This window comes from Nocardia farcinica (genome assembly GCF_001182745.1).
GTDB classification, from domain to species: Bacteria; Actinomycetota; Actinomycetes; order Mycobacteriales; family Mycobacteriaceae; genus Nocardia; species Nocardia farcinica.
Window position 1 is genome coordinate 588,624 of sequence record NZ_LN868938.1, and the last position, 13,374, is coordinate 601,997.

12 protein-coding genes are annotated in these 13,374 nt (G+C 68.5%); 8 read left to right on the forward strand and 4 right to left on the reverse strand.

What is annotated here, in order from left to right:
• Together AMO33_RS03040 and AMO33_RS03045 are read right to left on the reverse strand one after the other, a co-directional pair.
• Nucleotides 1–1,842, reverse strand: a complete 1,842-nt coding sequence (locus AMO33_RS03040) for a glycoside hydrolase family 15 protein (protein ID WP_060590348.1) — start codon at nucleotides 1,840–1,842, stop codon at nucleotides 1–3.
• Nucleotides 1,843–2,171: 329 nt separating this feature from the next.
• On the reverse strand, nucleotides 2,172–2,765 hold the full coding sequence (locus tag AMO33_RS03045; protein WP_060590351.1) for a TetR/AcrR family transcriptional regulator: 594 nt from the start codon (nucleotides 2,763–2,765) through the stop codon (nucleotides 2,172–2,174).
• A 152-nt stretch (nucleotides 2,766–2,917) separates the two neighbouring features.
• On the opposite strand from AMO33_RS03045, the gene AMO33_RS03050 reads away from it, so the two are divergent.
• Genes AMO33_RS03050 through AMO33_RS03075 form a run of 6 tightly spaced genes read left to right on the forward strand, consistent with a single transcriptional unit; the run spans nucleotide 2,918 to nucleotide 8,377 of the window.
• Nucleotides 2,918–4,138, forward strand: coding sequence for an acetyl-CoA C-acetyltransferase (locus tag AMO33_RS03050; protein ID WP_060590353.1), 1,221 nt, complete (start codon nucleotides 2,918–2,920; stop codon nucleotides 4,136–4,138).
• Entirely contained in the window at nucleotides 4,135–4,890 is a 756-nt protein-coding gene (locus tag AMO33_RS03055; RefSeq protein ID WP_011209944.1) for an SDR family oxidoreductase, read from the forward strand. The genes AMO33_RS03050 and AMO33_RS03055 overlap by 4 nt, the downstream gene beginning before the upstream one ends.
• A 28-nt stretch (nucleotides 4,891–4,918) precedes the next feature.
• The gene (fabG, locus tag AMO33_RS03060) at nucleotides 4,919–5,677 is read left to right on the forward strand and encodes a 3-oxoacyl-ACP reductase FabG (protein WP_060590355.1); all 759 of its coding nucleotides are present in this window, start codon (nucleotides 4,919–4,921) and stop codon (nucleotides 5,675–5,677) included.
• Nucleotides 5,674–6,129: a MaoC family dehydratase gene (locus AMO33_RS03065; protein WP_060590357.1), complete on the forward strand. Its 456-nt coding sequence runs from the start codon at nucleotides 5,674–5,676 to the stop codon at nucleotides 6,127–6,129. The genes fabG and AMO33_RS03065 overlap by 4 nt, the downstream gene beginning before the upstream one ends.
• Complete coding sequence (locus tag AMO33_RS03070; RefSeq protein WP_060590359.1) at nucleotides 6,126–7,154, forward strand: phosphotransferase family protein; 1,029 nt, start codon at nucleotides 6,126–6,128, stop codon at nucleotides 7,152–7,154. Before AMO33_RS03065 ends, AMO33_RS03070 begins: the two co-directional genes overlap by 4 nt.
• Nucleotides 7,154–8,377, forward strand: coding sequence for an acyl-CoA dehydrogenase family protein (locus AMO33_RS03075; protein WP_060590360.1), 1,224 nt, complete (start codon nucleotides 7,154–7,156; stop codon nucleotides 8,375–8,377). Before AMO33_RS03070 ends, AMO33_RS03075 begins: the two co-directional genes overlap by 1 nt.
• A 40-nt stretch (nucleotides 8,378–8,417) precedes the next feature.
• Here AMO33_RS03075 and AMO33_RS03080 read toward each other — a convergent pair whose 3' ends face one another.
• Together AMO33_RS03080 and AMO33_RS03085 are read right to left on the reverse strand one after the other, a co-directional pair.
• The gene (locus tag AMO33_RS03080; RefSeq protein ID WP_060590362.1) at nucleotides 8,418–10,073 is read right to left on the reverse strand and encodes a flavin-containing monooxygenase; all 1,656 of its coding nucleotides are present in this window, start codon (nucleotides 10,071–10,073) and stop codon (nucleotides 8,418–8,420) included.
• 130 nt (nucleotides 10,074–10,203) lie between these two features.
• Nucleotides 10,204–11,202, reverse strand: a complete 999-nt coding sequence (locus tag AMO33_RS03085) for an alpha/beta hydrolase (protein ID WP_060590364.1) — start codon at nucleotides 11,200–11,202, stop codon at nucleotides 10,204–10,206.
• A gap of 156 nt (nucleotides 11,203–11,358) precedes the next feature.
• Between AMO33_RS03085 and AMO33_RS03090 the strand changes: the two genes are divergently transcribed.
• Both AMO33_RS03090 and AMO33_RS03095 read left to right on the forward strand, forming a co-directional pair.
• Nucleotides 11,359–12,021, forward strand: a complete 663-nt coding sequence (locus AMO33_RS03090; protein ID WP_060590366.1) for a hypothetical protein — start codon at nucleotides 11,359–11,361, stop codon at nucleotides 12,019–12,021.
• Nucleotides 12,014–13,369, forward strand: coding sequence for a glutamine synthetase family protein (locus AMO33_RS03095; RefSeq protein ID WP_060590368.1), 1,356 nt, complete (start codon nucleotides 12,014–12,016; stop codon nucleotides 13,367–13,369). The genes AMO33_RS03090 and AMO33_RS03095 overlap by 8 nt, the downstream gene beginning before the upstream one ends.
• The last annotated feature ends 5 nt before the right edge of the window (nucleotides 13,370–13,374 follow it).

Sequence of the window (13,374 nt, forward strand, 5' to 3'; positions counted from 1 at the left end):
TCAGGTCGCGGTCATCGGTGTGGACTCGGCGTCGTCGAGCCGCGCGTCCAACGCCATGGCGGCGCCGACCAGCGCCAAATGGGTGAAGGCCTGCGGGAAGTTGCCCAGCTGCTCACCGGAAGGCCCGATCTCTTCGGCGAACAAGCCCACGTGGTTGGCGTAGGTGAGCATCTTGTCGAAGGCGTAGCGGGCTTGGCCGACCCGGCCGGCGGCAGCGAGCGCCTCGACATACAGGAAGCTGCACAGGTTGAACGTGCCCTCGGCCCCGCGGAGCCCGTCGGGTGAGGCGGCCGGATCGTAGCGGTACACGAGACTGTCGCTGACCAGCTCGCTGTCCATCGCGTCGAGGGTGCTTCGCCAGTCCGGGTCGTGCGGCGCCAGAAAACCCATCTTCGGCATGAGCAGCAGGGCGGCGTCGAGGACTTCGGAGTCGAAGTGCTGAACGAATGCCTGCCGTCCCGGACTCCAGCCACGGTCCATGATCTGGGTGAACACCGCGTCGCGTTCGCGGGTCCACCGAGTCAGGTCGGCCGGTCGCGCGTGTTCGGTGGCCAGCCGTATTCCGCGGTCGAACGCCACCCAGGTCATCAACCGGCTGTAGGTGAAGTTCTTTCGGCCGCCGCGGGTTTCCCAGATCCCTTCGTCGGGGCGGTCCCAGTTGTCCGCGAGCCAGTCCAGGAGCCCGGCGAACGCTCGCCAGCCGCTGACGCTGCCGATATCGGTGGTCTGCGCCAGCGCGTCGGCGGCCTCGCCGTAGATATCGAGCTGGATCTGATCGGCGGCGGCGTTGCCCACTCGCACCGGCGCCGAACCCTGGTAGCCCTCGAAATGGGTGAGGACCTCTTCGTCGAGGTGGGGTGCACCATCGATGCGGTACATGATCTGCAACGGTTCCCCGGAGGCGGTCGCACCGGCATCAACACGATCGCGTAACCAGCGCCGGAAACCGGCGGCCTCCTCGGTGAATCCCAGGTCGATCAGGGCGCGCACCGACAGCGAAGCATCCCGCACCCAGGTATATCGATAGTCCCAGTTCCGTTCACCACCGACCTGTTCCGGCAACCCCATCGTCAAGGCCGCGACCGGCGCTCCGGTGGGCGCGTAGGTCAGCAGTTTCAAGGTGATCGCGGAGCGTTTCACCATGTCCTGCCACCGTCCCCGGTAGGTACACGACCGCAGCCAGGTCTGCCAGAATTCCCGGCACGCCTCGAACCCGGCCAGCACCTCGTCCCGTGCCGGCAGGTCGCTCACGGCACCACCGGAGGCGGTGGTGGTCAGCACCAGCACCGCCGTCTGTCCCGCCTCGAGGGTGAACGTCGCGGAGAGGTCGTTGCCGTCGCGACGCAGTGATATCGGGTCGCTGGCTTGCACGTGCAGATCGAGATCAGCGCTGTGGAATACGGCGCGATCCGGTGTGGGCGTGGTGAGCGTGTGTGCGGCGCGGGCGTAGTCGAAGCGCGGCCGGCAGGTGAACCCGAACGGCAGCGACCCCCGTACCACTCGTACGATCCGCACGAGCCGATGCCGATCGGTTGCCACCGGCTCTTGGAGAGGGTCCATGAAATCGATGACCTCGCCCACGCCGTCCGGCGCCATGAAGCGGGTGATCAGCACCGCGGTATCCGATAGATACAGTTGCCGCGCCCGAGTGTCGTCTTTGCCGGTGTCGGCGGCGATTCGACAGTATCCGCCGCGCTCGGCATCCAGCAGCGAAGCGAACAGGCTCGGTGAATCGAAACGTGGACTGCACCACCAGTCGATCGTGCCCGTCGACGAGACCAATGCCGCGGTTTGCAGATCGCCGATGATCCCGTGCTCGGCGATCGGTGGGTAAGCGTTCATGACTTCCCCTCGGCTATCGAGTCGAACACTGCTGGTCAGTCGGCGAAGACCTCGCGCAGCTCGGCTTCCTGCTCGTGTCGGAGCCCCGACAGTGCGCCGATGCCGGCGAGGCTGTGCAATTCATCGCCAGTCCGTGCGAAATCTGGGGTTACACCACCGAAGCACCCCGCCTCTCCCCGCACCTCACCCACACCAGGTGAATCGCGCCGGTCGGCTGGCCACGCCGATCGGTTCGTGGCCGATGGCGGGACCGTGATGTACACGTTCGAGCCGCCGCGGTTCACCTCGGTGCGCCGCTGTCGAATTGATCGCCCCCGGTGCGGGCCGGGTCAGGCCGCGCCGACGATGCGTAATGCCATCTCGGCATAGGCCGTGGCGATGTCCTCCGGGGTCCAGTGGCCCGCGTCGCGGTACCAGCGGGCGATGTCGATGCCGAGGGAGAGCAGGGCGGTGGATGCGATGCGCGCGTCGGGGATGTCGAAGACGCCCTGCTCGATCCCGCGCTGCACCAGGTCGCGCATGGTCTGGTCGATCTGCTGGCGGATGGCCCGGATCTCGTTCAGGTGCTCGGGGCTCAGTGAGTTCAGCTCGTAGTTGACGATCCGGGCGCTGGTGTGCGCGCGGGCGTGATGGACCGCGAAATCGTAGATCACGGTGCGCAACGCGGTCGCCGGATCGCTGGACGAGGCGGCCGCTTTCCTGATCAGCTCGAGTGTCTCGTCGTGGCCCGCTCGCGAGATCAGGTAGAGCAGCTCTTCCTTGGATTTGTGATGCACATACACCGCGGCCGGGCTCATGCCGGCGGCTCCGGCGATATCGCGCGTCGTCGTCCCGTTGAAGCCCTTCTCGGCGAATGCCTCGACGGCGGCTTCCAGCAGGCGTGCGCGGGTCGAATCGCCGCGGGGTTCGGTGATGTCGGTCATGGGATCGCCATTATCTCGCCTCGGTCCGGCCGCTCCGGTCACGGCGGGTGTGATGTGGTCAACAGGGGGCGAGTCCTGATCACTGTTGACGGTGACCCGGACCACCCTGCACTATGCTACTAAGCAAGCGCTTAGTCATCAAAGGAGATTCGATGCCGGAAGCTGTGATCGTCGCCGCTGCCCGTTCCCCGATCGGGCGGGCGGGCAAGGGCTCGCTGAAGGAGATGCGTCCCGACGACCTGACCGTGCAGATGGTGCGGGCCGCGCTGGCCCAGGTGCCCGCCCTGGACCCGGCCCAGGTCGAGGACCTTCTGCTCGGCTGCGGGCAGCCCGCGGGCGAATCGGGCTTCAACATGGCCCGCACGGTGGCGGTGCTGGCCGGGCTGGACACGGTTCCCGGCACCACCGTGAATCGCTACTGTTCCTCCAGCTTGCAGACCACCCGGATGGCGCTGCACGCCATCAAGGCGGGCGAGGGTGAGGTGTTCATCTCCGCGGGCGTGGAGACGGTGAGCCGGTTCGGCAAGGGCAGCGCCGACGGGTGGCCCGACACCCAGAATCCGGTCTTCGCCGACGCCGTCGCCCGCACGGCCGAACGAGCGAGCGGGGGCGCCGCCGACTGGGCCGACCCGCGCGCGCAGGGTCTCCTGCCCGACGTCTACATCGCGATGGGCCAGACCGCGGAGAATGTCGCGCAGTTCACCGGCATCACTCGCGCCGAACAGGACGCGTTCGGTGTCCGTTCGCAGAACCTCGCCGAGAAGGCCATCGCCGACGGCTTCTGGGCCACCGACATCACCCCCGTCACGCTGCCGGACGGCACCGTGGTCAGTGCCGACGACGGCCCGCGCGCGGGCGTCACCATGGAGGCGGTGAGCCAGTTGAAGCCGGTGTTCCGGCCCGACGGCACCGTCACCGCGGGCAACTGCTGCGCGCTCAACGACGGCGCGGCGGCGCTGGTCATCATGTCCGACACCAAGGCCAGGGATCTGGGCATCACCCCGCTCGCGCGCATCGTCAGCACCGGCGTCTCCGCGCTGTCCCCGGAGATCATGGGCCTGGGCCCGATCGAGGCGTCCAAGCAGGCGCTGGGCCGGGCCGGTCTCACGATCGACGACATCGACCTGGTCGAGATCAACGAGGCGTTCGCCGTGCAGGTGCTCGGCTCGGCCCGCGAACTCGGTATCCCGGAAGACAAGCTGAACGTCAACGGCGGCGCGATCGCGGTGGGCCACCCGTTCGGCATGACCGGCGCCCGCATCACCAGCACCCTGATCAACTCGCTGCGCTTCCACGACAAGCAATTCGGGTTGGAGACCATGTGTGTCGGCGGCGGCCAGGGCATGGCCATGGTGCTGGAGCGGCTGTCGTGACCGGCCGTTTCGCCGGCAGGACCGCGATCGTCACCGGCGCCAGCCGCGGCATCGGCCTGGCCATCGCGCAGCGCCTGGTGGACGACGGCGCGAAGGTGGTGATCACCGCGCGCAAGCAGGACGCCCTCGACGAGGCGGTCCGGCAGCTGGGCGGGGCCGAGCACGCGCTCGGCGTCGCCGGACGTGCCGACGACCTCGAGCACCAGGAGGAGACCGTCGCGCGGGCGATCGAGACCTTCGGCGGCGCCGACCTGCTGGTCAACAACACCGGGATCAACCCGGTCTACGGTGCGCTGATCGACATGGACCTGGCCGCGGCGCGCAAGATCATCGAGGTCAACTGCCTGGCCGCGCTGTCGTGGACCCAGCGCGCGCACAAGGCGTGGATGGCCGAACACGGCGGCGCGGTGGTCAACGTGTCCTCGGTGGCCGGGATCAAACCGGCGCCCGGGATCGGCTTCTACGGCGCCAGCAAGGCCATGCTGACCTACCTCACCCAGGAACTGGCCGTGGAACTCGGGCCGGACCTGCGCGTCAACGCGGTCGCCCCGGCCGTGGTGAAGACGAAGTTCGCCACCGCGCTCTACGAGGGCCGCGAACAGGAACTCGCCGGAACCTATCCGCTGAAGCGGCTCGGCGTGCCCGAGGACATCGCGGGTGCGGTGGCGTTCCTGCTCTCCGACGACGCCGCCTGGATCACCGGCCAGCTCCTCGTCCTCGACGGCGGCATCACCCTGACCGGCGGCGTCTGACAACCACATTCGACTCCAGGAGATATTCATGAGCACCCAGACCACGACCGCTGTCGTCACCGGCGCCGCCCGCGGCATCGGCGCGGGCGTCGCCCGGCGCCTGGCCGCCGACGGCATGGCCGTCGCCGTGATCGACCTCGACCAGGTCGCCTGCAAGCCGGTCGTCGAGCAGATCCAGGCCGCGGGCGGCACCGCGATCGCCGTCGGCGCCGACGTGGCCGACGAAGCCGCCGTCGCCGCGGCCGTCGAGCGGGTGGCCGCCGAACTCGGCGCGCCCACCGTGTTGGTCAACAACGCGGGCGTCATCCGTGACAACCTGTTGTTCCGGATGACCACCGACGACTGGGACACCGTGATGAACGTGCACCTGCGCGGGTCGTTCCTGATGACGCGCGCGGTCCAGAAGTACATGACCGAGGCGAAGTTCGGTCGCATCGTGAACCTGTCGAGCACCTCGGCGCTCGGCAATCGCGGCCAGGCCAACTACGCCGCGGCCAAGGCGGGCCTGCAGGGCTTCACCAAGACCCTCGCCCTCGAGCTCGGCAAGTTCGGCATCACCGCCAACGCCATCGCGCCCGGCTTCATCGAGACCGAGATGACCGCGGCCACCGCCGAGCGTATCGGTGTTCCGTTCGAGGATTTCAAAGCTGCTGCGGCCAAGGAGATTCCGGTCGCGCGCACCGGTGTGCCCGAGGACATCGCGCACGCCGTGTCGTTCTTCGTCAGCGAGGGCGCCGGTTTCGTGTCCGGCCAGGTGCTGTATGTCGCGGGAGGGCCGAAGGCATGAGGACGTTCCACGGCGTGGCCGAGCTCGAGGCGGCGGTCGGGTCCCATCTCGGCTACTCGGAGTGGCACACGATCACGCAGTCGCAGATCAACGCGTTCGCCGACGCGACCGGTGACCACCAGTGGATCCACGTCGACGCCGAGAAGGCGGCGAACGGCCCGTTCGGCACCACCATCGCGCACGGCTACCTCACCCTGTCGCTGGTGCCGCTGCTGGTCGCGCAGATCTACCGGGTGGAGGGCGTGCGGATGGCGGTCAACTACGGCTCCAACAAGCTGCGGTTCCCGGCCCCGGTACCGGTGGATTCGACGGTGCGTGCCGGGGTCGAGCTGGTCTCGGTGGCACCGGGCGCGGCCGGGCACCTGGTCACCTCGACCGTCACCGTCGAGCGGGCGGGCGGCGACAAACCGGTCTGTGTGGTCGAGTCGCTGACCCTGGTGGTGGCCGGATGACCACCCGGTCCGACCTGCCCGGCCTCGACCTCGACCGGCTGTCCGATTGGCTGCGCGAGCACCTGCCGATGACGGGCACCGCGCTCACCGGCACCCTCATCGCCGGTGGCAAGTCGAACCTGACCTACGAGATCGGCGACGGTACCACCCGCTGGATCGTGCGGCGGCCTCCGCTGGGGCACGTGCTGGCCACCGCCCACGACATGGCCCGCGAGTACCGGGTGATGGCCGCGCTGCGGCAGACCGAGGTACCGGTACCGGCGATGTACGCGCTGTGCCAGGACGACAGCGTGATCGGTGCCCCGTTCTACGTGATGGAGCGCATCGAGGGCAGGCCCTACCGGACCGCCGCGGAACTGGCCGACCTGGGCCCGGAACGGACAAGGGCGATTTCGGCCGGCCTGATCGACACCCTGGCCACGCTGCACGCGGTCGACCCGGCGGCGATCGGGCTGGCGGACTTCGGTCGGCCGGAGGGCTTTCTCGAACGCCAGGTGCGCCGCTGGAAGAAGCAGCTCGACGCCTCACGCACCCGCGAGCTGCCGCTGGCCGACGAACTCCACGCGCTGCTGGCCGCGGATGTGCCCGCCGAGTCCGCGGTGGGCATCGTGCACGGCGACTACCGGCTCGACAACGTGCTCACCGACAGCCGGGACCGGCTGGTGGCGGTGATCGACTGGGAGATGGCCACTCTCGGTGATCCGCTCACCGACCTCGCGCTGATGGTCGTCTACGGCCGGCTCGCGGCCAGGGCGGGCGGCGCCGTGGTGGCCGACGCGACGGCGGCACCGGGCTTCCTGTCCGAGGACGAGATCATCGCCCGCTACACCGCGCGCAGTGAGCGCGACATGTCCCGGTTCGGCTTCTACCTCGGGTTGGCCGCGTTCAAGTTGGCCGCGATCCTCGAGGGCATCCACTACCGCTATCTGCACGGCCAGACGGTCGGCGAGGGTTTCGATGTCATCGGTTCGGCGATCGAGCCGCTCCTCGAGACCGGACTCACCGCAGTGAAGGAGTACCGCTGATGGATTTCGCCTACGACGCCCGCACCGAGGAATTGCGTGCCTCGCTCCTGGAATTCATGGAGACCCACATCTACCCGGCCGAGCCGGTGTTCCGCGAGCAACTCGCCCAGCTGGAGGACCGCTGGGCGTGGGATTCGGTGCCGGTACTGGCCGAACTGCGCGCCGAGGCCCGCCGCCGAGGCCTGTGGAATCTGTTCCTGCCCGGCGACGAGGGCGCCGGGCTGACCAACCTGCAGTACGCGCCGCTGGCCGAGATCACCGGCCGCAGTGGGCATCTGGCCCCGGCCGTGCTCAACTGCGCGGCGCCGGACACCGGCAACATGGAGGTGCTGGCGCAGTTCGGGACCGAGGAACAGCGCACACAGTGGCTCGAGCCGCTGCTCGACGGCCGGATCCGGTCGGCGTTCGCGATGACCGAGCCCGACGTGGCCTCCTCCGACGCCACCAACATCGCCACCCGCATCGAACGCGACGGCGACGACTACGTGATCAACGGCCGCAAATGGTGGATCACCGGCGCGATGAACCCGAACGCTCGCATCTTCATCGTGATGGGTAAGACCGATCCGCAGGCGAGCAGGCACCGTCAGCAGTCGATGATCCTGGTCCCGCGCGACACCCCCGGCGTGGTGATCGAACGCGGTATGGAGGTCTTCGGCTACGACGACCACGAGCACGGCGGCCACGCCGAGATGACGTTCACCGATGTCCGCGTCCCCGCCGCGAACCTGATCGGCGGGGAGGGTTACGGTTTCGCCATCGCGCAGGCCCGGCTCGGCCCGGGCCGCATCCACCACTGCATGCGCGCCATCGGCGTGGCCGAACGGGCCATCGAGGCGATGTGTGCGCGCGCCGAGGAGCGGGTGGCCTTCGGCCGACCGCTCAGCGACCAGGGGGTGATCCGGGACTGGATCGCCGAGTCGCGGGTCAAGATCGAGCAGCTGCGGCTGCTGGTGCTCAAGACCGCGTGGCTGATGGACACCGTGGGCAACAAGGGCGCCCACACCGAGATCCAGGCGATCAAGATCGCCACCCCGGCCACCGTGCAGTGGATTCTCGACAAGGCCATCCAGGTGCACGGCGCCGCCGGTCTTTCCCAGGACTTCTCGCTGGCCGCCGCCTACGCGGGCAACCGCACTCTGCGCTTCGCCGATGGTCCCGACGAGGTCCACAAGAACGCGCTGGCCAAGAACGAGCTGCGCAAGCAGCGAGAGGCCCGATGACCCGCTCCGGACCAACGATCTCCCGCGCCGCACGATCGGGCTAATCGATGTCCTCGTCGATTCGGCCGATCTTGCGGTCGACGGTCTCGCCGTCGAGCAGCACACCCGGGTAGCCGCGACGGGCCAATTCGGCGCACATGCGACGGTATTTGCCCACCCCGCCGACATAGCCGAGGAAGGTGGACGGCTTACCGACGACATTGGAACCGCGATACCAGGAATCGGTGGTGGCGTAGAGGGTCTTCCCGACGATGTCCTCGCAGATGGTGACCCATTCGTCCTGGGCCTCCGGCGTCGCCTCGATGACCTCGGCGCCCCGAGCCCGCGCGTGTTCGATCAGGTCGGTGACCCAGTCGACCGCCTGCTCGATGGTGACGATCACATTGCTGACGATGGCCGGGCTCTGCGGACCGCCGATCATGAAGAAATTCGGGAAGCCCGCGGTCATGATGCCGAGGAAGGTGCGCACCCCATCGCTCCATGCGCGCTGCAGGCTGCCCGCATCCTGGGAGGAGAGATTGAGGCCGAACAGCGGTCCGGTGAAGGCGTCGAAGCCGATGCCGAGCACGATCGCATCCACCTCGTAGCTGCCCGCACTCGTGACGATGCTGTCGGCGGTCATCGTCTCGATCGGTTCCTCGCGCAGCGAGACCAGTGAAACGTTCGGGCGGTTGAACGTCTCGTAGTAGTCGGTGCCGAATACGCTGCGCTTGGCGCCGAGGGGGTGGAAGCGCGGTTCGAGCAGCGCAGCGGTCCGCGGATCGTGCACGATCTCGCGGATCTTGCCGCAGACGAAGTCGGCGGCGGTCTTGTTCGCCTCGGCATCGGTGAGCAGGTCGGCGAATTCGGCGCCGACACCCAGGAAGCCGCTGCGCTCATACGCTTGTTCGTAGCGGCGCCGGCGCTCGGCGTCGCTGACGTCGAAGGCCTTGTCGGTGACGGGGCGGTCGGGGATGCCACCGGGGGAGTGGCGGCACTCCTCGCGGATCGCGGGGTAGTCGCGCTTGACCCGGGCGACGTCTTCCGGTGCCAACGGCGCGTTGCGCGCGGGAAACACATAGTTCGGCGTGCGCTGGAAGACGGTGAGCTGTTCGGCGACGGCGGCGATATGCGGAATCGCTTGCACCGCAGACGATCCCGTGCCGATCACGGCGACGCGTTTGCCTGCCAGATCCGCCAGCGGGATCGTCCAGCGGCTGGTGGAGACCTTGATCCCGGTGAAGTTGTCGATTCCGGGAACGTCGAATTCCTTCGGCGTGGACAGCCCGCCCGTGCCCGAGATCAGGTAGCGACAGCGGCGCACCTCGCCGGAACCGAGGGTCACCTCCCAGAGGTGTTCTGCGGGCAGCCAACGGCCCGAGCACACCTTGGTGTTGAAGGTGAAGTACTTGCGCAGGTCGAACCGGTCGGCCACATGGTTGATGTAGCGCAGGATCTCCGGCTGCGCGGCGAAGCGTTCGCTCCAGGTCCACTCCTGCTGCAGTTCCTCGCTGAACGAGTAGGAGTAGTAGATGCTCTCGACATCGCAGCGAGCGCCGGGATAGGTGTTCCAGTACCAGGTGCCGCCGACATCGGGCGCGGTCTCGAACCCGGCGAACGACCAGTTGTGCTGCCTGGCCTGATAGGCGACGTAGAGGCCGGAGAACCCCGCTCCGACGCAGATGACGTCGAGCGGTTCGGGGGTGGAGTGTGTCATGGGAGTGCCTTCGAGTGTCCGGGTGCGTGCAGAACGTGCGGGGGACAGCGGTGGGTCCGGTGGACGATCATGAATATGATCATCTGACTATGACAAGTGACTCATAAAGTATCGCCGGGCTTGCCGGTCGTCAACAGGGCTCGCCTCGCCCGCGCGCGAGCCGCCGGTCGCGGGGCAGTTCGCGCAGGAACCGGCACACTTCGTCGATCGCCGCCGTGGTCTGCGCGAACACCCCGACCTCGGTGAAGAAGCCGTGGAAGACGCCGCGGTACCTGGTCGAGGACACCGCGACGCCCTCGGCGCGCAGCCGCTGCGCGTAGGCCTCGGCGTCGTCGCGGATCGGGTCGACCTCCGCGGTCAGGACCAGTGCGGGCGGCAGCCCCCGCAACGATTCCGCGCGCATCGGCGCGGCCAGCGGATCGCCGCCGGGGTGTCCGACACCGGTGTACTGCTCCCAGAACCAGCGGCCCTGTGCGGCGCCGAGCAGCGGCGCGTCGGCGGATTCCGTCCACGACGCGCGGCTGAACGTGTCGTCGACGGCGGGATAGGCGAGCACCTGCGCGACCGGTAGCGCACCGCCCTGCTCGCGCAGGGACAGGAGCAGGGCGACGGCGAGATTGCCGCCCGCCGAATCGCCGCCGACCGCGATCCGGCCGGCGTCGATGCCCAGATCGGTGGCCGATCGGGTCAGCCAGGCGTAGGCATCGACGCAGTCGTGCAGCGCCGCCGGGTAGGGGTTCTCCGGCGCCAGCCGGTAGTCGAGGGAGACGACCGTCCAGCCGGACCCGGCGGCGATCGCGCGGCACAGCTCGTCGCAACCGTCCAGGGTGCCCAGGACGAAACCGCCACCGTGCAGGTAGACCAGAGTGGGAGCGGCGCCGCCCGCCGGTGTGTCATCCGTGCGGTAGAGGCGGGCGGCGATGGTGCCCGACCTGGTCGGCACGGTCAGTTGTTCGACATGATCGAGGCGGGTGATCGGGTCGGCGGACGGGGCGGAGTTCAGCAACGCGCGGGCCTGCTGCGGGCCGAGAACGTGCAGGGGTTCGGGCAGGAGCCGGCCGATCATCGCGGCCACGGCGGCGGCCTGGTCGTCGAGCAGGGCCCAGCAGGCCGGAGCGGCGTCGTTCATGAGAAATCCTCGGTTGTCGTTTGACAAAAAGTGATCTGTGCCTCACCATCATAGTCACGTGATCCAGACATCTGACTAGAAATCACGTTCCATGTGGGATCCGCTGTCGACGAGTGTTACCGCGCACAGATCTCGTCGCATCGAAAGGACAACCTGATGACCGAAACGACGATCGGTCCCGCGACGCGCGGGACCGACGCGGTCGGCGAAGTCGACATCCGGATGGAGGACGACGCGAGTCCGATCGTCCGGCTGATCGCCCGGACCATCACCGATTCCCTCCGCGCCGACAGTTCACTGCTGCCTGCCGGGCTGACCGGCACGATCGCGATCCGTTCCCACGACACCCCGCAGGCGGCCACGATCACCCTTGCCGACCGTGCGATCGAGGTGACCGGCGGTGTGCACATCGAGCCCGACTTCGACGTGACCGTCGACCTGAACCAGTTCTTCGCCCCCGTCGGCGAGCCCACCGGGTCGGCGGAACTCGCGGCCGTGGCCACCGCGCTGCTCTCGCCGCCGCTGCCGGACTGGAAGACCGCCGCGGTGAGCTTCTGGGAAAAGGGACGCACGGTTCCCGGCATCCCCGACACGCTGGTCGCCGTCACCGAGGGCCCCGACGGCGTGGACCAGGTCGTCGCGGGCGAGGGGGAGACCCACTACGTCATCGCGGGCCCGCCCGAGCTGCTGGCCGCCGTCTTCACCGGAGCGGTCGATCTGCTCGCTGCCCTGTCCACCGGCCTCGTCGGCGTGCGCGGCACCCTCTCGCAGCTGTCCGTGCTGGTCGCCGCCTCCTGGAAGGTTCGTTACGATGTCTGAAAATGCCACCGCCGCAACGGTTCTCCAGCCCGGCGTCCACACGGTGCGGATCGAGTCCACCAACCACGACGGCTCCTTCCACGGCAAGAACATCGCGCCCGCGAAGTTCACCGCGTGCGCGGATTCGGGCTTCGCCATGGCCGACCTGCTGTTCGGCCTCGACCTCGGCAACGCGCCGACCCTCGGATTCGCCTACCCCGACTGGCGCGGCCATCTCGCCGACCTGCAGTTCCGTCCGGACCTGTCGACGCTGGTGCAGTGGGCGCCGGGTGTGCAGTCGGTGATCGGCGACTACTGGCAGCCCGACGGCACCCCGGTCGGCACCTGCCCGCGGAATCTCGCGCGGCGGATGGTCGACCGGCTCGCGACACGTGGTTTCACCGCCACGATCGCCGTCGAGATCGAAGCCACCCTGTTCCAGGAGTCGGTGTACGAGGCGCGGGCGAAGGGGTATCGCGATCTCACCCCGCTCGGCGGCTCCGCAGGCACCGCCTACAACCTGGCGAAGTCCAAGGACTGGGTCGACTACATGTCGGCGGTCGCGCGGCGGCTCGAGGAGATCGGCATCGAGTGGGAGGCGTGGAGCGACGAGGACGCGGCCGGCCAGGTCGAGCTCAATCTCGTGCCCGGTGACCCGATCTCGGTGTGCGACAACTGGGCTCGCGCCCGGCAGGTGATGCGCGAGGTGGCCTTCGAACTCGGTCACACCGTCACCTTCATGGCCAAGCCGACCGCGGGCTACGGCCAGGCCTCGCACGTCAACCTGTCGCTGCACCGCGACGGCGCGAATGCCTTCTACGCCCCCGACGGGCCGTCGGACACCATGCGGCACGCGGTCGCCGGACTGCTCGCGACGATGCGCGGGGCGACCTCGGTGATGCTCCCACAGATCACCTCCTACCGTCGCCTGGTCGACCTGAGCGGCCCGCCGACCACGGTGACCTGGGGCATCGCCAACAAGACGACCGCGGTACGCGCGGTCTGCGGGCATCCGAAGTACTCCCGCCTCGAGTACCGCGTACCGGGCGCCGACGCCAACTTGTACCTCGCGGTCGCGACCATCCTGGCCGGTGTGATCGCCGGTATCGACGGCGCGCTCGAACCGGCCGAACCGGTCAGCGACATGGCCTGGTGCGCACCCGACCTGGAACGGCTGCCCGACACCATCACCAAGGCGGCCGACGCGCTCGAGTCCGACCTGATTTTGCGCGAGCAGCTCGGAGACGAGTTCGTCGACTATTGGATCGGCACGCGGCGCTGGGAATGGATGCAGTTCCACACCACCGGCGGCGATCCGTTCGCCGAGCTGTCGGAGTGGGAGTCCGCGCGCTACTTCGAGTTCCCGTGACCGCG